Source organism: Noviherbaspirillum sp. FW303-A3 (genome assembly GCF_058788695.1).
Map to the genome: position 1 here is coordinate 1,129,002 of NZ_JBYTAZ010000001.1, position 20,509 is coordinate 1,149,510.

Annotated in this window: 23 protein-coding genes; 8 read left to right on the plus strand and 15 right to left on the minus strand. The window is 60.7% G+C overall.

Annotated elements, in window-relative coordinates; all coding sequences use genetic code 11:
* Positions 1-28: 28 nt before the first annotated feature.
* Positions 29-475 carry an Lrp/AsnC family transcriptional regulator gene (locus AC3WOY_RS05490; protein ID WP_492421549.1) on the plus strand — a complete coding sequence of 149 codons (447 nt, stop codon included), beginning with the start codon at positions 29-31 and terminating at the stop codon, positions 473-475.
* Between the two features lie 46 nt (positions 476-521).
* Positions 522-860, plus strand: coding sequence for a hypothetical protein (locus AC3WOY_RS05495; RefSeq protein WP_492421551.1), 339 nt, complete (start codon positions 522-524; stop codon positions 858-860).
* A 41-nt stretch (positions 861-901) separates the two neighbouring features.
* Here AC3WOY_RS05495 and AC3WOY_RS05500 read toward each other — a convergent pair whose 3' ends face one another.
* The 8 genes from AC3WOY_RS05500 to AC3WOY_RS05535 form a co-directional block, all read right to left on the minus strand.
* Positions 902-1,510 (minus strand): hypothetical protein, encoded by a 609-nt coding sequence (locus tag AC3WOY_RS05500; protein WP_492421553.1) that lies wholly within the window; start codon positions 1,508-1,510, stop codon positions 902-904.
* Between the two features lie 32 nt (positions 1,511-1,542).
* Complete coding sequence (locus AC3WOY_RS05505) at positions 1,543-5,193, minus strand: pilus assembly protein (RefSeq protein ID WP_492421555.1); 3,651 nt, start codon at positions 5,191-5,193, stop codon at positions 1,543-1,545.
* Between the two features lie 72 nt (positions 5,194-5,265).
* The gene (locus AC3WOY_RS05510) at positions 5,266-5,937 is read right to left on the minus strand and encodes a pilus assembly PilX family protein (protein ID WP_492421557.1); all 672 of its coding nucleotides are present in this window, start codon (positions 5,935-5,937) and stop codon (positions 5,266-5,268) included.
* Positions 5,934-7,037, minus strand: coding sequence for a PilW family protein (locus AC3WOY_RS05515; protein ID WP_492421559.1), 1,104 nt, complete (start codon positions 7,035-7,037; stop codon positions 5,934-5,936). The genes AC3WOY_RS05510 and AC3WOY_RS05515 overlap by 4 nt, the downstream gene beginning before the upstream one ends.
* Before the next feature lie 17 nt (positions 7,038-7,054).
* Positions 7,055-7,423, minus strand: a complete 369-nt coding sequence (gene pilV, locus AC3WOY_RS05520) for a type IV pilus modification protein PilV (protein WP_492421561.1) — start codon at positions 7,421-7,423, stop codon at positions 7,055-7,057.
* A 10-nt stretch (positions 7,424-7,433) separates the two neighbouring features.
* Complete coding sequence (locus AC3WOY_RS05525; RefSeq protein ID WP_492421563.1) at positions 7,434-8,018, minus strand: GspH/FimT family pseudopilin; 585 nt, start codon at positions 8,016-8,018, stop codon at positions 7,434-7,436.
* On the minus strand, positions 8,012-8,449 hold the full coding sequence (locus AC3WOY_RS05530) for a type IV pilin protein (protein WP_492421565.1): 438 nt from the start codon (positions 8,447-8,449) through the stop codon (positions 8,012-8,014). Before AC3WOY_RS05530 ends, AC3WOY_RS05525 begins: the two co-directional genes overlap by 7 nt.
* 174 nt (positions 8,450-8,623) lie before the next feature.
* Complete coding sequence (locus AC3WOY_RS05535; protein ID WP_492421567.1) at positions 8,624-9,616, minus strand: serine/threonine protein kinase; 993 nt, start codon at positions 9,614-9,616, stop codon at positions 8,624-8,626.
* Positions 9,617-9,731: 115 nt separating this feature from the next.
* Here AC3WOY_RS05535 and AC3WOY_RS05540 point away from each other — a divergent pair, with 115 nt between their 5' ends.
* Positions 9,732-10,430, plus strand: a complete 699-nt coding sequence (locus tag AC3WOY_RS05540) for a UPF0149 family protein (RefSeq protein ID WP_492421569.1) — start codon at positions 9,732-9,734, stop codon at positions 10,428-10,430.
* A gap of 3 nt (positions 10,431-10,433) precedes the next feature.
* On the opposite strand, the gene AC3WOY_RS05545 is transcribed toward AC3WOY_RS05540, so the two are convergent.
* The 6 genes from AC3WOY_RS05545 to AC3WOY_RS05570 form a co-directional block, all read right to left on the minus strand.
* Positions 10,434-12,221, minus strand: coding sequence for a glycoside hydrolase family 2 protein (locus AC3WOY_RS05545; RefSeq protein WP_492421571.1), 1,788 nt, complete (start codon positions 12,219-12,221; stop codon positions 10,434-10,436).
* A 90-nt stretch (positions 12,222-12,311) separates the two neighbouring features.
* Complete coding sequence (locus AC3WOY_RS05550; RefSeq protein WP_492421573.1) at positions 12,312-14,480, minus strand: family 1 glycosylhydrolase; 2,169 nt, start codon at positions 14,478-14,480, stop codon at positions 12,312-12,314.
* Between the two features lie 303 nt (positions 14,481-14,783).
* On the minus strand, positions 14,784-15,404 hold the full coding sequence (locus tag AC3WOY_RS05555) for a DUF2799 domain-containing protein (RefSeq protein WP_492421575.1): 621 nt from the start codon (positions 15,402-15,404) through the stop codon (positions 14,784-14,786).
* 17 nt (positions 15,405-15,421) lie between these two features.
* The gene (locus AC3WOY_RS05560) at positions 15,422-15,925 is read right to left on the minus strand and encodes a glycine zipper 2TM domain-containing protein (RefSeq protein ID WP_492421577.1); all 504 of its coding nucleotides are present in this window, start codon (positions 15,923-15,925) and stop codon (positions 15,422-15,424) included.
* Positions 15,926-16,029: 104 nt separating this feature from the next.
* A complete protein-coding gene (locus tag AC3WOY_RS05565; RefSeq protein ID WP_492421579.1) occupies positions 16,030-16,257 on the minus strand; it encodes a hypothetical protein in 228 nt (75 codons plus the stop codon).
* 164 nt (positions 16,258-16,421) lie between these two features.
* Positions 16,422-16,628, minus strand: a complete 207-nt coding sequence (locus tag AC3WOY_RS05570; protein WP_492421581.1) for a hypothetical protein — start codon at positions 16,626-16,628, stop codon at positions 16,422-16,424.
* A gap of 493 nt (positions 16,629-17,121) precedes the next feature.
* Here AC3WOY_RS05570 and AC3WOY_RS05575 point away from each other — a divergent pair, with 493 nt between their 5' ends.
* Positions 17,122-17,532, plus strand: a complete 411-nt coding sequence (locus tag AC3WOY_RS05575; protein ID WP_492421583.1) for a hypothetical protein — start codon at positions 17,122-17,124, stop codon at positions 17,530-17,532.
* A 117-nt stretch (positions 17,533-17,649) separates the two neighbouring features.
* Here AC3WOY_RS05575 and AC3WOY_RS05580 read toward each other — a convergent pair whose 3' ends face one another.
* Entirely contained in the window at positions 17,650-17,940 is a 291-nt protein-coding gene (locus AC3WOY_RS05580) for a hypothetical protein (protein ID WP_492421585.1), read from the minus strand.
* Positions 17,941-18,172: 232 nt separating this feature from the next.
* On the opposite strand from AC3WOY_RS05580, the gene AC3WOY_RS05585 reads away from it, so the two are divergent.
* From AC3WOY_RS05585 to AC3WOY_RS05600, 4 genes are all read left to right on the plus strand, one after another.
* Complete coding sequence (locus AC3WOY_RS05585; protein WP_420476277.1) at positions 18,173-18,427, plus strand: hypothetical protein; 255 nt, start codon at positions 18,173-18,175, stop codon at positions 18,425-18,427.
* 208 nt (positions 18,428-18,635) lie between these two features.
* Entirely contained in the window at positions 18,636-18,962 is a 327-nt protein-coding gene (locus AC3WOY_RS05590; protein WP_492429201.1) for a hypothetical protein, read from the plus strand.
* A 212-nt stretch (positions 18,963-19,174) separates the two neighbouring features.
* Complete coding sequence (locus AC3WOY_RS05595) at positions 19,175-19,333, plus strand: hypothetical protein (RefSeq protein WP_492421587.1); 159 nt, start codon at positions 19,175-19,177, stop codon at positions 19,331-19,333.
* A 75-nt stretch (positions 19,334-19,408) separates the two neighbouring features.
* Positions 19,409-20,509 (plus strand): mechanosensitive ion channel family protein, encoded by a 1,101-nt coding sequence (locus AC3WOY_RS05600; RefSeq protein ID WP_492421589.1) that lies wholly within the window; start codon positions 19,409-19,411, stop codon positions 20,507-20,509.

The window sequence follows — 20,509 nt, forward strand, 5'->3', positions numbered from 1 at the left end:
GTCGAAACAACAGGACATATCGCACGAAATGAAGCCCGCGCTGGATGAAGTCGACAACCAGATCCTCGCCTTGCTGATGGACGACGCGCGCATGCCGGTCGCCACCATCGCCAAGCGGGTGGACATTGCACGCACGACGGCGATCGCCCGCATCGGCAACCTCGAGAAGCGCGGCATCATCGCCGGTTACGGCGTGCGCCTGAACCAGGAGCTCTACCAGCCGGCAGTACGCGCCTACGTCGGCATCGCCGTCGACCCGCGCAAGGCGTCGGCGCTGGTCAAGGTGCTGGAAAAAATGCCGCAGGTGGAAACGCTCTGTGCCGTCAGCGGCCCGGTGGATTACATGCTGACGCTGCGCTGCCAGTCGACCGGCGAACTCGACCGCATGCTGGACCAGATCGGCGCGACCGACGGCGTCCGGCAGACGTCGACGTCGATCATCCTGACGAAGAGAATTGACCGCAGTCCAATCTAGCGAATGCCGGATTGGCTAGACTCAACGGAATAGCAAGGAGTATTGAATGCATACGATTGCAGAGACCAAAAAGAATCACTTGTGGCGAAAGGTGATCTGGCACACCGATCCGGACGAACATCCGCTCGGCCCCTATCATTCGGCCGAAGTGTATTGCTGCGAAGAGTCGAACGGCTATGCGGTGTGGTATGTGCGCAAGCTGTCGAAGGATGGCGGCCTTGGCGTGCCGGGAACGGAGAATGCGGATTACCTGCTGAACTTCTATTCAAAATCCAGCCGCGACGACGCAATCGAGCGCGCGGTGCTGATTTCGAACAGCGGCGAGTCTGCCGAAAAAGTGCTCGAGCATCTGGACAAACTGGCAGCCGCGGCACAGAAGGTTTGACGGAGGCTGGCGCGGTACGGCATGCGGGCAATACGCCGATCCTATTCGACCCGCTGCATACGGCCCTTCACGTCCGGCAGGGCGGCGATATCTGCCGCATTTTCCAGCCGGACCTCAATCTTCAACTGACTTCTGACTGCCGCATCCTCGATCTTGCCCGGCAAGAACCGGACATTGGCGAACGCGTCGACAATCTGCGATTCGACGCTCTCGGGCAGGAAGGAGTCTTCCACCACTACCCTGTCGACAACGCCCTCCTCGCTGATCAACAGGCGCAGGATGACCGGCACGGGCGGGAAGCCAGGCAGTTCCACGACAAGCCTTGAAATGGCGTCCCCCAGCAGGATGGGCCGCCGCGTCAGTTCACTCGAACGAAAATAATAGGGTCCCGTCGGTGTCGTGAGCGCCAGCACTGCACCATCCTCGGGTGAGGCGCTGCCGCTCGCCGGCCCGGTCTCCGGCGGCAATTTCCCGGCTTCCTGTACCTCGACAGGGACTGCGGATGCAGAAGACGATGGCTGCAATGCGGACGTCGCGGCAAGATATGCCGACATGACCGGTTGCCTTGCTTGCTCACCCGATGCATACCCTTTCCCACCCGTTCCTGCAAGAATGAGCGCGCCCGCGTGCACCGCCAGCGATATCAGCATGGCACACAGACCCGGCCGGGGGAACCGGCCGCTCAGTCGGCCAGTTCGCGCCATAGCACGCGTTTGACGGCACTGACGCCGCTGCCTCCCGCCCCCTTCGGCAACTGCACGGGGATGGACGTCACGCTGCCATTGCCTTCGACCGCGGTCGCCATCGGCTTTCCATTGACCACGGATACGGTGACGCCGACGATCGGCGACGAGGTGCTGGTTGCGACAATGCCGGTACTGGACGGGCTTCCGCCCGACATGAAGTCGAACTGGTACAGCCAACCGGTACCGCCTGGCTCGCACTCGGTCGCGGTCGGCACGGTCGTGGCAACAAGAAGCGTTCCAAAGAAAAGCTGCGGGTCGACCGTCACCCGTTCTCCGCTGCCCGGAAGATCAGCATACCAGCCCGCCTTCGACGACCAGTCCACGGTATTGCTCGACACGCCGCGCGTCTCACTGCCACCGGATATCGTCTGCGCCACAAGATTGGATGTGTTCGTCACCGTGGTCTTTCCGTCGTCCTTGATACCATAGACGGACTGGACACTGGTATCGGTGAGGTCGCCTGTGCCGAGATAGCGTCCGGTGCCGAAGTAGACGACGCGATGCCCTTCGATCTCGCCGATATCCGGCGCGGTCATGATCGGCTTGCCGGGGCCGAAATCGACCACCTTGGATGCGGTGCCGGCATCCAGGTCGAATCGCCACAGATTGCCCAGCAAATCGCCTCCATAGGCGACATCCGCCTTGTTGTCGCTGGCGAACTGATCGATGGTCTTGATATTCAGCCTGGAGAGGCCGCTGGGGTTGTCAATCGAACCGGCCGACGTGGGAATGGTCCGGACTTCTGCACCGTTGGCCAGATCACGGATGAATACATACCCTTTGCCATCGGCGCCTGAATACTTGCCCGCTTCGGGAACATTGTTGTAGCCGGAAGTGAGTACGGCAACCCACTTGTCGTCCTTTAGCCTGGTAACGAGAGGAATGCCGTAGGTGTAGCCGACGTTGGGATCATTCTCCGCCGTGAAGTTCCACAGCGGCGTCGGGTTCAACGGGTTCGTGACGTCGAGTGCGTAGTATCCCCTGCCGCCTTTCCCGAGTGCGCCGATGAGAACTGTTCGCCACGCGCCACCGATCTTCGCATCCGTCACAACAAGCGTCCCGTCGAGGAAATAGCGGTGGTTGCTGGAATAATTCGCATCGGCGAGGCGCCAGAGTTCCGGCAGAACCATGGGGGGAATGTAGGCCCATTGCTCCTTGCCGGTCGCCGCATCGAACGCATGCAGCATGCCGTCGTTGGCCGCCACGTAGACGATGCCCTGCCGCCCCTCGTTGGCCTTCTTGAAATCCAGGTAGGCTTCATCCGTAAAGAAATCGAATGGCGGCGCTTTCACATAGACCGGTTGCGCATGGACGATATCGCCGAGGATCTTGTCCCGGTCGCGGTACAGGCGCTCGGCGTCGGCATTGCCGGCCTGGTCCTCGTAACGATGATGTCCTCTGAGGTAATTCACCAGCCGCGCGGCTGTGGCTTCGGCAAGCTGCTTCTCGCTCCAGCTTGCATACTGCGTCAGCCTGGTATTGTCGAAGTACGTCAACTGTTCCTTTGCCAGCCCCCCCGTATCGGCAGTGAACATGATGCGCGTCGTGCCGTTCGCGGTGTAGATCGTGCGCTCATCCTTGTCGCTGGCGATGATCTTTTCCTTCAGCAGCGATGCTGCCTGCCAGACCGGCATGGGTGAAATGCTTCCGTCTGCCAGGCTGATCGTGTGCGCGCTGACTTCGCCATCCCAGATCTCCGTACGATAGCCGGCGACATAAATGAAGGCATCTCCCGATACAGGTTGCAGGTTGCTGGTCGCAGCCGCAGCACCGGCGCCGATGGAACCCGCAATGCTCGTCAGCGCCTTTTTCAGCCCTGCTTCCAGCGCGGTCGGATTTCGCGCGCTGAAATAGGTGCCACGCCCATTGACGGCTGCGTGCCACAAATCGTCCACCGTCTCGGGGTTGCCCGCCGATGGTGCCGGCCAGGCCTTGGTACCCTGCTTGATATTGAAATAATCTCCGGAGGTGCTGGTCTTGTATTCATCCTGATAGGCCAGCACGCCATCCACGCCCATGCCGATCGTGAACGTCGTCATGTGCTGATGCCGCGCGATATCGTCGACCGCAGAGTCCGTTCCCGACCGGCGGACATTGTTCGTGCACACTGTGCATGAGTCCGGGCGCAGGTCGGTGTGATAGTAGTGGTAGGCAATATCTGCGAGCGTGTTGGGCGCATGGAGCGCATCGTAGGAAGGCCTGCTCACGCCCGCGACGCCGTCGACATCGCCGAGACCGGAGAAGCCGGCATCCTTCCAGTAGCCGTCGGATGCCAGGATGGTGTAGTTTCGCTGGCAGGAGTACTGCAGCGGGTCGGCATAAACAGAACTTTTTCCCTGATACATTTTCCCGACTGCATTCAGGGATTCGCGCAACGGTGTGCCGCCTTTCGGCACGATGCCGTAGAGCGTCGAATAGAACGCCTTTTTCTGGGCCGCATCGAAGTTCGCGATGTCCAGCTTCACCTTTGAACTGCTGTAGCTGTTGATAGTCGTGAGACCGACGCGGGCATGCAGGAAGTTCGCATCGTCTGGATCGGAGAGGAGAGCCGCTCCCTTCAGCGGGGTGCCTCGCACGTCGTCGAACGTCAGCCCGATGGATGACTTCATCATCTGCGTCCGGGTCCGGTACCACGCAAACCATGCGGCAAAGTTCGCCATCTCCTCCGCGTACGTGCACGTTTCGGCCGCTTCGCAGTCCCGACGGTCGGCAGCCTTGGGAAAAACCGATCCCGGCTTGATGTCCACGCGTGACCAGTTGTAGTAACGGACGTACTTGTAGGTGCTGTCCGGCCGCGGCTGGCAATGGCCTGCCTTGCCGAAGTATTTTTCGGGTCCGCTTGCATTGTCGAGCTTGCACCATTCCACGCTGACCTTGTAGTAATACGGCGCACCATAGCGGACTTTAAGATTGTTGTACGTTGCGTTGGGATAGGCGTAGGCAGTGCCTTCTATCCCCGGCTTGCAGTTGGCGCTGTAAGGATCGTCCAATGAACTCTTGCACCAGACACGTTCCGGGTGCTCGCTGGTCAGATTGACTGTCGCGTCGGCAGCATAGGTCGGGCAGGATGCCCCCGACGACGCCCAGGATTTGCACGAGGCCGTTCCCGGCGGAAGGGTGCTGGACTTGTCGACTTGCTGGACGCCGTATCCATCGCTGGACACCGTGGTCCAGGATGATCCGTAGGCGGTTCTTCCCAGCGGGTCGCTTTTCAACGTTCCGTCGTGATTCACCGGCCAGCGATATCGCACGGCCGGGTTGTAATACATGGAGTTGAAGCCATTGGCGAAATACGGCGGATCGCCAGGTTCGCAGACGATCGGTTTGTCGGCGCCGCGGCACATCTGTGTGAAGGAATCATCCTTCGACAGCAGCCGGACATAATCCGGCATGTAATCCCACGCCATGCTGCCGGAATCGTCCAGGTCCAGCATGATGTTGGGGAGGATGTGTGTTGTCGTCGCATCGTTCAGTGGAACGTTCGCCAGGTCAGTGACGGCGGAAGACGCCACGCCCGGAAGGGACAGCAGGAGCGCCGACACCCATGCAAGGTGCAGCGATTTGGGCAGGTTAAGCCGACGGTTCATATTGATTCCCCTATTGAAGCCCGCGCAGGATCGTCCGGAATCGCGGGATGGCATCTTGTCCGGACATGCAACCTATACAGGCAGCGATATGACAGCCTGGACCATGCTGGTGGCGTTTCTCGGCCCGGCAACCCGCACGGTGATGCGGTAATACACGCGGTTGATGGCGGCCATCTTGATGTGGCCGTAGATTTTCTGTTCCGTCGCGCTGCCCTTGCTCCGGCCTTCGTTCAGGCTGCTCTGGTCTGTCGCGCAAGTCGCACCGTCGACAGCACCCGTGCTATCGCACATGCGGTGAATGACGTAGGAGATCCTGTTGCCCGCGCTATCCTCGCCCACCGTCTTCACGTTGCCTGGACTGTTCCAGTCGAGTACGGCATGGGGAGGCGTGCATTCGATCGGCAAGCGCCCGGCGCCGGTCAGGTCCAGGCAATGCTGGCTTGTCGCGTAATAGCCGTTCGGAGGGCTGTCTTCAGTAAGGAGTGTTGAATTCTTGTCCAGCCAGGTAATCGCCGCTTCCACGCCTGCGTCGCCGCCGGCGACACCGCTCTGCCGGAATGCGAGGTTGCCGGCGACGATGGTCGACGTATCGATCGACCGCACCATCGCTACGCTGGCCAGAGTCATTGCGACCAGGACGATCAGCGCAATGATCAGGACTACGCCGCGCTGCCGCCCGGGTCGCATTGCAATAGCCAGGTTCGAAGGCGCGCTCGCACCAAAGCCGATTCCGGTGCTCATCATGCATTTCCCCATATCGCGTTGCGCAGCGGCACAACTGTCTCGAATACCTTGTAGCGATAGCATTGCCAGTCGGCCGGATAGCGCGACGTATCGAAGCTGGCCCAGCTCGGCCAGGCCTTCACCGTATCGGCAGTCGTTGCCCTGCATGTACCGGATTCGGGCTTTTCATATTGGGTACTGCGTGCAACGACCGCGATGCGAATGGCCTTGATCCTCGTCGCATTCGCCGCGCCTGGGTTGGCCCAAACCACCCCTGTTGCATCGACCCACTCGTTGACCTCCTGGCTTCCGGCAGGCGCGACACCGTACTGGGCCTGGAGGTCGATGATGTCGGTGGCGACCTGTCCGTTGGTGACGGTGTCATCGGTGACCTCCAACTGCCGTGAAACGGTATTGACGGTATAAACCCGCTTGTAGAAGGCGCTGGTCTCGGGATGCTTGAAACACGACAGCCTGGCACCTTCGCGGTATGCGGGCCAGCCGTTGTCGTTCTGGTAGCTTGCAGGTGGGTTGAGCGGGCCGCTCGCGCCGGGATTGTGCTGGATCTTGAGTGCGGTGTCCTGTATGTGGGTGATCTGCATCAGCGTGCAGTTGCCGGCCTGCTGTACCAGGACCATGTCGCCGTCCTTGCAGCCCGATACGCTGTTGACGTTGAGTTCCGAGGAAGGCTGGGGCATCGTCCCCCGCAGCGTGGTGTTGGCGGGAAGCCTGAACGAAGAGAGCGCGGGATTCGCATAAAACTGCGCGCTGATCGTATCGGGATTGCCGCCGCCGTCGACAATGCGGACGGAGGCAAAGGTCATGTCACCGAGCGGCCCTGCGACGCCTCCGCAACTGGCGCTGCCGTCGCAGTAGGTATAGGTGGTATTGCAGCTTGCATACAGGGAGGCATCGAGTCCCCATCCTGCCATCCTCGCGTCGCGTTCGATCATGTACAGGGCAATCGCGCCGTTTCCCTGGGCATCCGCAGCTCCGGTAGCGGTTCGCTTGCCGCCTTCGAAGACGGAAAAGACCTGCATGATGACGATCATTGAAATCATGCCGATCCCTAGTCCAACCATGATTTCCACCAGGCTGAATCCCGCGCGACGCTGCGTCATGGCTTTTTCCATTTCAGTTACCCGTTGATCAGTGCAGTGACGACGTGGCGGTGTGGCGTCGGCTGTCCCGGCAGTTGCCAGGTGATCGTGACTGTTACCCTGTCGCCGTCCACGGTAACGGTCCGCTTCCCTCCGGGCAGCGTCGGGATTGCTTCGTCTTTCACGGTGAATGAAGCGATGCTCTTTCTCTTCGCCCACATCTCGCCGAGAACCTGGTTGGCGAGGAAGCTCGCATCTACACGGTACTTGGCATCGGTTGTACGTTTGATGGTAGCTGCCTGCAACCCGACAATCGCGAGGATGCCGAGGGAAAAAATCAGGATGGCGATCAGCGCCTCGACCAAGGCAATACCGTGTTGCCTGTCGGCTGGGATCATGCTTTTCATGGAACCGTCCTTAACTGCATCCTTGCGGGTTGGTGGAAAAGGCGAGTGCCGGGTCGCACATGCGTATTTGCCCGCCGGAGCCGATTGTCACGACGTACCGGCGCGCTTCGGAAGACGCTGCATTGGTGATATCGATTCGTGTGACGCCGGCAACCAGGGGGCGCCCCATTCCATCGAAACTCGCGTCTGCGACAAGTCCCGTACCTGCCTCGATAGGGGTCGAAAAATAACCGGGCGGAACCGGATTGGGGATGTCCGCAGTGCTCACGCCAACTCGTGCATTCCTGGCGCCCTCACCTGTGCTGCGACGCTGTATGGATACCGGACATTCTGGAGTAACTGCAACGCAGCCGACATTCCAGTCGACCATACCGCTGCCGTCGGTCAACTGGAAACGGACAAGCGTATTGCGAGTGACGGCTTCAGCACGGGCCAACTGCAGCCCATTGAGGATGGATTCGGCTGCGGCGCGGTTCTGTGCGTTCTGTATCCATCGTATGAATGCAGGTGCCCCCGCCGCGAGCAGCATCCCGGAAATCGCCAGGCCGATCATCAGCTCGACAAGGCTGACGCCGCGCGCGTGTCGCATCAGCATGTCCCGCCTTTCTTGATGATCCAGCAGGTCGCGGGCACAACGCCCCATCCACCTGGAAGGGAAGTCGTTTTCATGGCGTTTGCCTGGTCGATGGTGTAAGCAAAGTCTGCCATCTGCCCGCCGGCGACACCTGTCGCCTTGGCGGTATATGTCGTCGCTGACAGTTCTTCGCAGCTGTATGTGAAGTCATCGGCGGGCGGCGGCTCTGCCAGTGCCCCCGCTGCGCAAGCGCCTTCGTAGGTCCGGTTGTCCTGGTAAAACTGCTCGAGCTTTACCCGCATGCCGGCCAGGTTGCTCGTCGCCTGGGAAATTCGTCCGCGCATCACATGGTCGCGATAAGCAGGCATGGCGACGGCCGCAAGAATGGCGACGATGGCCACCGCGACCATGAGTTCGATCAGCGTGAATCCGGAGCTGGCAGCACGTGACATGGACATTCTTTCCTGTGGTTATTTTGACAAGCAAGATTATCAAAAAAGAAATATTTTGCATTGCCTTTCTGACAAGCGGTATATTTCTTGAGACAAATGGTTGTCAAATTGACACAGAAAAGGCTCGCATGCGTGTGCGAGCAGAGGCAAAAGCGGGGAACTGCTTGCCTTCGCCTAAGCGCCCCAAAGGGGCTGTTCGTCCATGAGGGCCACCTGTTCGCGCAGTTCCAGGATACGGTCCTGCCAGTAGCGTTGCGTGTTGAACCAGGGGAATGCGGACTGAAACGCCGGATCGTCCCAGCGGCGAGCCAGCCAGGCTGAATAGTGCACCAGGCGCAAGGTACGCAGTGCTTCGACGAGATGCAGCTCGCGCTCGTCAAATTCAGAAAAATCTTCGTAGCCGGCCAGCAGGTCGGACAACTGGCGGACCATCTCCCCGCGCTCTCCGGACAACAGCATCCACAGGTCTTGTATGGCCGGCCCCATCCGGCTGTCGTCAAAGTCGACGAAGTGCGGCCCCTTGTCCGTCCACAGGACATTGCCGACATGGCAGTCCCCGTGCAAGCGCAGCATGCGTACGTCGCCGGCACGCTCGTAGCAATGGCGCACGCCCTCGAGCGCCTGGGCGCTGACGCTGCGGTAAGCCTCGCGCAAGTCCTCCGGGATGAAATCGTGCGCAAGCAGGTACTCCACGGAATCCGTGCCGAAGGTGGGCAGCGAAATCTCCGGCCTCGCCCGGAAAGGCGCCGTAGCGCCGACGGCGTGAATACGGCCGATGAAGCGTCCCAGCCACTCCAAAGTTCCTCGATCGTCGAGTTCCGGGGCACGGCCGCCTTGCATCGGAAACAAGGCAAAACGGAAGCCCTCGTGCGCGTGCAATGTCCTTCCATCAACCGGTTTCAAAGGCGGCACCACCGGGATTTCCTGTTCCGCAAGCTCCGCGACAAAGGCATGCTCCTCCAGGATCGCCTCGTCGCTCCAACGCTGCGGCCGATAAAACTTCGCCACGAGCGGCGGCCCCTCCTCCATCCCGATGCGGTAGACACGGTTCTCGTAACTGTTCAATGCAAGCAGCCGGCCATCGGACCGCATACCGATGCTTTCAATGGCATCGAGGACAACCTCCGGGCTTAGTCCGGAGAACGCATGGGAAAAGATTCGGTTCATGCCCGGATTGTACCGTCGAGACCGGGCGGCGACAGTGTATGATGCGGTCTTTGGTCCTCATTCCCTGTCCGTCACGCAAGTGAGCCACCGGACACCATTTTCCACCTGTCATCCCATGCACCTCGACGAACCTCTCTCCGACAAGGAATTCAACGAACTCGACCAGTTCCTGCTCTCCGACCGCTGCGCCGACGACGGCATGACGATGGACTCGCTGCACGGCTACCTGACCGCGCTGGCGATCGGCCCCGAGGAAGTGCTGATGGCCGAGTGGCTGCCCAAGGTATGGGGATCGGCGGGCAAGGATGGCCCGAAGTTCAAGACACCGAAGGAAGCCGAGCGCACCGCCATGCTGATCGCGCGCTTCATGAACGAGATCGCGATCACCTTCGAGGTCGCGCCGAAAGAATTCGAGCCGCTGTTCTGCGAGCACGAGGTCGACGGCCGCACCCTGCTCGACGGCGACGCCTGGGCGTGGGGCTTCTGGGAAGGGATGAACCTGCGCGCGGACGCCTGGGAGCCGATCTGGGAATCGAACCTCGCCGACATGGTGAAGCCGGTCTATCTGCTCGGCGCCGAGGAAATCGAAGAAGAGGAAATGGCGCTGGTCGACGATCCCGTAAAGCGCCACAAGCTGGCGGTGGAAATGGAGGCGGCGATTCCCCATATCCACAAGTTCTGGCAGCCGCACCGCAAGTCGGCGGTGCAGCAGGTAAAGAACGAAACGCCGAAAACAGGCCGCAATGATCCCTGCCCCTGCGGCAGCGGGAAGAAGTTCAAGAAATGCTGCGGCGCGCAGCAGGAACCGGCATAAGCGTCACACGCCGTACTGCGCCTTCGCGTTCGGCTTGATGTTGCGCGTGGCGGCGTAGATCTGCTCGATCGGCAGCTTCGGCGTGCGGTCCGCCGTCAGCAGTCCATTCGCCTCCTGGAAGGTATCCGCGAACTGCGTATAGCAAAAGCCGCTGAACAGCGGCGTCTCGCTTACCACTTCCAGCAGCCGGCGGTAAACCTGGTGGAAGTCCTGGTCACTACCGGCCATCGAATATCCCCATACATCCTTCACACCGGCCTCCGGGGTCTTGGCATAGGTGATGCCGCCGAACTCCGTCAGGATGATAGGCTGGCCGCGATGCGGGTAGCCATCGAGGGTCAGGATGCGTCCGCCGGGTCGCCGACGGTCGAACAGTTCCTGCGGATTGACCGAATAACGCGCGGCGAGACGTTCAGGGTCTCCATCGTAATCGTGGATGCCCAGCAGGTCGGTGGCCGATGCTTCCCACCCGTCATTGCCAATCACGGGCCGCGTCGAATCGAAGGTGCGTGTGAGGTGGTACAAGGCTTCGACCGCGTTGCGGTGCGCCTGCGTCGAAGTCAGGTTCGGCACGCCCCAGGATTCATTGAACGGCACCCATACGATGATGCAGGGGTGGCTGTAATCGCGTTCAATGACTTCGCTCCACTCGCGCACCAACCGGTTGATCGACTGCGGCGTGAAGCGGTAGGTGGACGGCATCTCTTCCCAGACAAGGAGCCCCAGCCGGTCGGCCCAGTACAGGTAACGCGGGTCCTCGACCTTCTGGTGCTTGCGCACGCCGTTGAATCCCATGGCCTTGGCCAGTTCGACATCCTTGCGCAGGGCATCGTCGTCCGGTGCGGCGAGCATGGTGTCCGGCCAGTAGCCCTGGTCGAGTACCAGCTTAAGGTGGTAGGGACGGCCGTTGAGCATGAAGCGGTCGCGGTTGATGGCGACCGAGCGCAAGGCCGTGTACGACTTCACCTTGTCGAGCACCTTGTCCTTGTGCCGAAGCGTAATATCCACGTCGAGCAGGCGCGGATGCTCGGGGCTCCACAGCAATTCGTTGCGCGAATCGTCGATACCCGGATCGGAGAGCGCGATCTTGCGGCTGGCCTCGCCGCCGATGACCTTGTAGTAGTCGTCGGCCAGCATCTTGCTGCCGTGCCGGATCTTCACTTCGACGTACAGGTCCTCTTCCGTGTCGTCGCCGGCCACGTACGTATCGCAGCCGATCTCGAAACCTTCGAAGTGCGGCGTCCAGCGCAGCTTCTGGAGATAGGTACGCGGCACGCGCTCTAGCCATACCTGCTGCCAGATGCCGGTGGTACGCGGATACCAGATGGAATGCGGCTCCAGTTGCCAGTCCTGCTTGCCGCGCGGCTTGGCCAGGTCGTGCGGGTCGTCTTCCACATAGACCGTCACCGTGTGCCGGGTGCTGTCCTTGAGGTAGTCGGTGACGTCGGCGGAGAACGAGCTGTGCCCGCCTTCATGGTCGGCCACGCGGTGTCCGTTGACCCACACCCGCGCCCGGTAGTCGACGGCGCCGAAATGGATCAGCACCCGCTGCCCTTCGGCTGCGATATCGAACTCGCGCTGGTACCAGCAGGCCCGGTGGAAGCCGCGGTCCCCGATCCCGCTCGCCTTCGATTCGGGTGGATACGGAACCGTGATCTCATGCGCCCACTGGATCGGGTCGCTCGGCCGCCGGTATTTCTTCTCGTCATCGAAGGTGAATTTCCACTGGCCATTCAGGGACTGCCAGTGCTCGCGTACCAGTTGCGGGCGCGGGTATGCGTTCTCAGCCATGCCGGCTCCTCTGTGCGGACAATATCCGGGTTGGAGTATTTCAACGCAATGCTGTTCCCGCCCCAGTCAGGAGATTTGCAGTCCGGCCAGTTACGCCGCCGCACGCCCGGACACCTCATCGTTCCACGCAATCGTGTTTTCCCGCACGTAACGTTCCACCGCGCTCGTAAAGCTCGGCAGGATCAATCCGCGCTCGCTGGTCAGTGCCGTCATGCCGCGCCCGCCGTCATGCGTCCTGACGATGGCGGAGCTGTCCATTCCCGCCTCGCGCGCCACCCGCTCGGCAAACTCGTACCAAGAGGTCACGCCCTGGTTCGTCAAATGCCAGATACCATTCGCGCGATCGATCAGCAGGTCGAGCGCCGCGTGTGCAAGGTCGGGCACGTAGGTTGGCGATACATGGACGTCTCCATGCGCTTCGATGGTCCGGCCGGCGGCGAGCTCGCGCAAGACCATGTGCACGAAGTTGTACCGGTCCCACGGCCCGAAGAAAGCACTCGTGCGGACCACCAGGGCATCGGGGAAGACCTGCATCACGCGCCGCTCCGCCTCCGCCTTGCTGGAACCGTAGACGCACAGCGGGGACACGCGGTCGCTTTCCACATAAGCGCGTCCAAGGCTGCCGTCGAAGACCAGGTCGGACGAAAACGTCACGTAGGGAATGCCAAGCTTCGCGCATGCCTTGGCGAGCACTTCTGCGCCGGCTGCATTTTCGCGGAAACAGCGTTCCGATTCGCGCGCCGCGTCTGCCACCCTTACATAGCCGGCCGCGTTGATCACTGCCCAAGGGCGCCTTCTGCCGAGCGCCCTTTCCACCGACGCCTCGTCGGCAATATCCATGTCGGCACGGCTCAAGAGTTCGTGGGCGAGGCTGCGCTGTCCACAGACGCGGGACAGCGCGCGTCCCAGCGTGCCTGTGCCACCGGTGATGATCAGTTTGCGTTGGGTCGATTTCATGATTTCGGGTACGGATGTCACCTTGGATGGCGTGGAGAAGAACCGGTCCTTGCGCTGCCACCATCCGGCCCCGTCCAGCACCGGATGGTCGAAGTTCCCTGTCGCAGCCAGGGACGCAACGGCATCCGCGAGCGCCGTCGACCGGACCGTCTTTCCGCGCGCATCGAAGACGCCGCTTTCATAGAACCCATTGTCCTGCGTGAGAAGCGAATTCCAGTCGACACAACCGAACAGCGACCATACGGTGACGGCACGGAGATCGACGCCTTCGTTTCGCAGGGTATGCGCGGCCTGCCACATCTGCTGCAGCCAACGCAGTTGATCGTCGCGCGAACCGCCGAGATGTGCCTCGGTGACGGCAATCGGCAGGCGGTAACGCTCCCACACCTCGCGCAGGCGAGCAGCCGGCCCCGTCAATCCGTCGGCATGGTAAGCACGCGTGGCATGAACATCCACATACGGCACGCCCTCCACCTGGAAGGCAGGCGGATAGTCGCGCTTGCGCCGGTCGAGGAAGCGCTCGCTGGTGACGTAGTGGTTGATGCCGATCACATCCGGGACGCACGGCGTCTCGACAAAGACGGCTATGTCGCGTGCGGTAAAGCCCGCCTTCAGGAATTCCTCGTACCACGCATGCGCCGGATCGATGCGTCCGCACAGCAGGTCGAAACACAACCAGCGCCGTTCGTTCTCGTAGTCGGCCTGCTCCTGCAGGTCGGGAAGCGAAAACGTCTTGCCCAGGTCCTCTGTCTGGACCAGTTTTGCGCCGGGCACGATGCGGCGGATAGCCTGCATCGACAATGCGACACCGAGGCATTCGTTGTAGAGGGCACGCAGCATCGTCGGCACATCGCGTCCATGCGGATACCAGTGCCCGTAGAGGCCGCTGAAACGTGCCGTGGTCAACGGCTCATTGACGGGGGTGTACATCGAGATCCACGGGTAGCGGCACGCGACGCGTTCCGCATGGCGGGCGAGCATGGCGGGGAAATCCGGGTCGAGCAGGTTTGTGTATGCCGGCCCGCTTCCGTGGTGCACCAGGCCGGCGATGGGCGAGATACCCAAGTCCCGCAGACGGTGCAGGCGCATGTCGTGCCACTGCCAGTCCGCCTGGTCCGGTCCCGCCGGCGACACGGTTTCCCACAGGATGGGATAGCGCAACGTCCGGATGCCGAGGGCGGCAATCGCATCGATGTCCCCGTCCCTGTCCTTGTGCCCGGTTTCCTCGCTCTGGTCGCGGAAGCGGTCGCCGATGCGGGCGACGGTGCATTCGATCCCGCCCCATAGCTCAAGGGGAGGCATGACCGGTATGTGTGGCGAAGATAGGGAGCGGGAAGGATTCATGCGCGAAGGGATATCGAAAGGGAATCGGAATGAAGCCGCCACGCGCCCTGCGGACTGCCTGCAGGAATCCCTTGCGCAATCAGGAACGCCGCGTGCGCCTGCCAGATCCGGTCAATGCGGGATGAACAAGGACTGCTTCAACCTGTTCGTATCGTTGATTCTTGGGATTGGCTTGTCGGTTGAACGTACCGTGCAGACCCCACGGAGAGGCAATTGTTCCCTTGACAAGCATCCGTCCCTGACCCGCGTCATGAAACAAGGCTACTGCCAGTACCCGGCCTCGCGCAGCTTCATTTGCAGGTGGAATTGAAGGCGGTCCACTTCAGGGATGAGAAAGGCATTTTCGCGTCCTGCGGCATTCTTGCGTTCAACCAGGCGCTCGAAGTCTTCGAGAAGCGCCTTGCGTTGCTCGTCCGGCAGGTCTTTCTTGCGCAATTCCTCGCGAATTCGCGCAATGCGTTCATTATCCCGGCGCATCCGGTTATTGTTCTCGACAATGCGGGAACGGCGTTGCGCAAGGTCGCTTTCCAGGAAGTGAATCTGCTGGCCTCGACGGTACTGATCCATGAACGCGAACTTCATGCTTTCCGGGCAATCGGCGGCATTGGCGACGCTTCCTCCCCGCCCGATCGAGAATCCGTTTTCTGCACGACAATAGCTGACCAGTCCTTGCTCCCGGCCGCGCAGGTAGCCGTCGAGATCGGGTTTCACGCCGATTTCGGCGCAAGCCTTTGCATGGTCATTGATGCGTGCAGCGGAGGCGCCGCCCGCGCCATCGGCAAATCCGATCTGCCGCCAGTCGGCATGCCTGCACTGTTCTGGCGAGAGGGTGGCGCAGCCGGCCATCAGCACAGCCGGCAGCAGCAACAGGAAGCGACGCATTTCCTTGCGTGAGAAGATCAGCGAGGCATGACCGATACGCGCACGCGCATGCGTTCGCCTGGATCGTAGGGCATCACCGTCGTATACATGCGCCCATGGTATTCATAGGTCACGGCATAGCCGTTGGTGCGGCTTTGCCAGTTGTCCACGGTACGGCATTGGCGCACCGGCTGGTGCTCGGTCATGGCAGTGCCTTCGTTGTTTTCCAGGCGGTCGCCGACAATGGCGCCGGCAATGGCCCCGGCCGCCGTCGCAGCCGTGCGTCCGCTGCCACCGCCCACCTGGTTGCCGATGATACCGCCGGCCAATCCGCCAATGATCGAGCCGCCCATGCCACGCTGTTGCTGGCGCTGCACAGGGACATACTCGGTACGGCATTCCTGCTGCGGATAATTGACCTGTTCAACCTGCGGCGTCACGCTCACGACGCGCGCGAAATCCTCATAATCCGCTGCAAAGGCAGTGGACAGTGTGCCGACACATACGAGGGAAACCAGCAACCCCGCTCGCGTCTTGTTCATGATTAGCCTCCCGATATCAACCATAGGGTTAACGCAGGAAGCGGGAAAAGGCGATACAGGAAGTTTGTAACGATATGTATCCCGGCAACACCGGAATCGGGAAGCTACACCTCGGTGTCGCGCGGCGCGCCGGCGGCGCGTGTGAGCTGCACGAGGAGCGCCCCTTTTACCATCGACAGGGCGAGATTGCTGCCCATGCGGAAGCCCTGCATGGCAGCGGCGTCCATCAACGCCAGCACTTCCTCATGTGTCAGATTGTGATAGTCCGCGCGCCCGTAAAGTGCTTCGCGGTTCATTGCATTGATGTCGGTTACTATTTCGTCGGGGGTCATTTTCCTGCTCCTGGCCCCGCCCGATCCGGGCGGTATGCGATTGGACAGCTTCCCCGCAAAGATATCTTCAGATTTTGACCGTCATCCTGCGGTAACCGCGATCAGAGAGCCGGATCCATTGTCATGGCTCAAGCTTCTTGAGCGACCTGTTCCGATCTCGTTCCTTACCTGGAGGGATTGTTGAACGCTTCTTCTTCGATACGGTAATCGTCGGCGCAGGTCTTGCTGCAAAACCGGCGCACATTGTCCAGCGGCTGGTTGCAATACCAGCATGCACCCTTGGGCTTCAGGTCGGCGAAGCTGACAGGCTGCGCGGCTTTGGTTTGCCGTGCAGGCTCAGTACGATCGTCAATCTGGTCTGCATCATTCATGATTCAGCCGCCATCAAAAAGTACTGGAGTGCACCTGACACTGCTCAGATGCCGGACGGGCCGGCCGGGAGTGCCTGCTCGACTGCACCACTAGGGCTGCAATGCGAGAAGTATAGTCCGAAGCCCGGATGAGTTGAAAAGTATGGCAAAAAATTTGACTGGCTGCATTGTTCTCTGCAGCCAAAAGAAAAAAGCCCGCCGGCCTTGCGGCGGCGGGCGAATCTCTCAACCTTGGAAGGAACACCGGCGCGAGAAGCATTCGCGCCTCTTGTATTTGACCACTCCATGCATCGAACGAGCTTGCGATCAGACAGGTGTTTGATGCTCAATTCAGGAGTTTCCCGGCACGTGAATGCTTACCCTCCATGCATGCGCCGCCGAATGCGGGCCAGCCTGTTTTCGCCCTGTTTCCACGGTGAACTTTTCTCCTCCGCACTGCGTCAAAGAAGGCCATCAAGCAATACCCACAACATCGCGACGCCCGGGAGGTAGTGTGTCAGCAGTTCCAGATTCAGAAAATTCGGTTTCGAGCGTCAGCGCCGTCAGGTCGGCGGCCATTGAAATACGCGAGGGAGACTGGAAGACTTATCTCCAGTGCATTACGCGCTGCAAGGACGACAAGGGCGTCCTCGAGCGTTACGGGAGCGTGGCCGAATACAAGCGCGCCTGTGCCATGGCCTATCTCGGCAAACGCGCCCAGCTGCATGGCGGCGTCTGCAGCACGCGCCACCCGCACATCATGACGGTCCAGTTCATCAACGACCTTGAGGTCAGCAACCGGACGATCCGCTACAGCCGCTATCCCTGGCTGCGCGCGCTGATGAACCTGCTGGCAGAAATCGAACAGATCCAGGACCAGATCTCGAGCAACAACGTCATTACACTGGTGCCCGCCACCAAATAAGCTGCGGTTGCACCTCGGCCCCAGACAAAAAAAAGCCCGCCTGCGCAAACCGCTGGCGGGCCTCATTCAGCCAATGCGAGTTGCACCTCATGCAACCCGCACCGGTTTCGCGGCAGCTCAGTTGCCCGGCGCCTTGATCTCGTGCTCGACATTGGCGCTTTCATCTCCCACCTTGCTTTTCCACGCCGAGATAAAGAAGTTCTTCTGGGCCTCATTCGGTTCTTCAAACCAGACCACGATCAACGTTCCCTTGTGGTCGTGCAGGTGCGAAAGCTTGCCGAGGAATTCCTTGTCTCCCGCAACGTCGGATAAGGCAACTGCATAGCCGTAAACACGGTTCAGCCGCTCGATGCGGTCAGGCTCTGTCCCGCTGTTGGTAGCACTGATTTTCGGATGGTCCAGATACATCGCGGTAGTCTCCTTGGTTGCTGCGCATGCGCACATTGTATTGGTTCCGGTGCAACTGCGCACCTCCGGCGTGAAGAAGCAAAGCATGGATGGAAGCGAACCTGTACAGGCACCACTCATGATGGTGACCTCTCTCGAAATTGACAACTCTCAACACCTTGCAGGGTTGACTCATTACCATCGAGAACACAAGCACAATTCTTTCCCTTCATTCCAACATCGGAGACACCGCATGATCAGAACCGCAGCAGAACCGCGCGTTGCAGAGGAAGGCGTGACCTTCACTGTTGAAGTCGGCTTCGCCGACCGCGAGTGCCTGGTATCCAAAAACGCGCTTGCGCATTTGCGCCGCATGAAAGGCGGCCAGATGGACTTCATGGAGACGTATCGCGCATTCGAAGACCAGATCCACAGCGTCGCAAGGCGTCTCGTCGTCGCCGGCGTGAGCGGATCGCCGCTGGTGCTTGGCGCAGCCTATTTCGTGTGACATCGCATCGCGTGTCACGCGTACATGACCTGCGTGCAGAGTATTTGTTTGATATGCGTCGCGTACATCAGCCCAATTGGATCAAACGCAAGCGCACACTATCACGGCTGACGGCAGAGAAATAAGCATCTCTGACAATTATCAAAAATGCATCCGCACGATTGGTCAGAATAAGATCCAGATTGAACCAGAAACGGGGAAAAGCCAGATGAACGAAACTAAAGAGTCAAACGCCCAAGAGCTGTATCAATACGACCCCAACAACCTGCTGGAGTCGCTGATTGAAAAGCTGAATCTGAAAAACGATGCTGCTCTCTCGCGTGCGCTTGAGGTCGCTCCGCCGCTGATCAGCAAGATTCGCCATCGCCGCCTTCCGGTTGGCGCGTCGCTTCTGATCCGCATGCACGAAGTATCGCAACTGAGCATTCGCGACCTGCGTCACCTGATGGGCGATCGTCGCACCAAGTTCCGCATCAGCGACAAGCAGTTCAAGCCCAAGGCCGGCGCATCCAACGCGGTCAATACAGCCGCCTGAACAGCTGCACAGACAACCTGCATTCATTGCCGTCCGCGTCCATGCAGACGGCAATGTCGATCCTGCAGACCGGCGCAGCTGCGGTTCCGTCCGTCGTTGCGCCCTTGCTCCTGATACCGTGATGCCCGGGCTGCGTGCCTGCGCATGCATGACATTGCTCAAGAAGGCAGATCGCGCACGGCGTACGATCACACCATCAACTGGAGCGAGAGATGTCAATACACGATGAGCACCAGGTCCCGCCGGAACCTGTACCAGCTGACGACCCTGTGCCGGAAAAACTCCCCTCTCCCGGCGATGATCCGGTTCCCGACCACAACCCCGTTGCAAAACCTGTCCGGCGCACACCTGCCGAAGGCGTGCGCGCATAAGCCACGGCGAGGGCGCGATGGCCTGCCCTCCGCCTTTCCGAAATCCCTGCATCTCCCCATCGCATGACAGAGCGCATGCCCGACTGGCTCGAGACCTTGTCCTATGCGGTCATGCCATGGGCTTTCCTCCTGCATCGCATTCCCTGGGCTGGCATCATCGTGCAGTTGCTGGTGGCGCTGTTTGCCGTGATGCTCTTCCATCGCGTGGGCACCAGCTTCCTCGCGCGCGTAACGGCGGCACTGCCGTTTTCCAGGAAGCTGGTGGACTATGGACACCGCGCCGGCGGCGTCGTGGTCTTCTTTCTCTCGTCGCAGGTCATCCTGCGCAATGCACCACAATCCCTGCCGGGCCTCGACCTCGCGCGGCATGCGAATACGCTGATCCTGATCACCGCATTGACCTGGCTCGGTGTGCGATGCGTGAAGGCGGTGGCGATGACGATCGTGGAGATGAATCCTGCAGACGCACCGGACAACCTTCAGGCGCGGCGCATCCAGACGCAGACCAAAGTCCTGGCACGCAGCATGATCGTGCTTATCGTTCTGGTCGGAGGCGGATCGGCGCTGATGACCTTGCCCGGCTTGCGCCAGGTTGGCACCAGCCTGCTGGCCTCTGCGGGCGTCGCCGGCCTGGTCGTTGGCTTCGCGGCAAAACCGGTGCTTGGCAACCTCCTGGCGGGCATGCAGATCGCCCTGACACAACCGATACGGCTGCAGGACGTTGTCATCGTCCAGAACGAATGGGGGCATGTCGAGGAAATCACCGGCACCTATGTCGTAGTGCGGATATGGGATCAGCGTCGCATGGTGGTGCCCCTGCAATGGTTCATCGAGAATCCGTTCCAGAACTGGACCAGGATGAGCTCGGAGATTCTCGGGACGGTCAGCATCTGGGTGGATTACAGCATGCCCGTCCCGCCGTTGCGCGCGGAGGCGGAACGCATCTGCCGCGATGCGCCGGAATGGGACGGCCGGCTCTGCCTGACGCAAGTGGTCGATACGAACGAGCGCGCAATGCATGTCCGCGTGCTGGTCAGTGCAGGCGATGCCGGGCGGGCATGGGATCTGCGCTGCCGTATCCGTGAAGGCCTGGTCGATTTCATCCAGAAGGAGTTTCCCGGGCACCTGCCGCGCATGCGCGCTGACGTGCATTCCAGTTTGCCCGAGCGGCAGTGA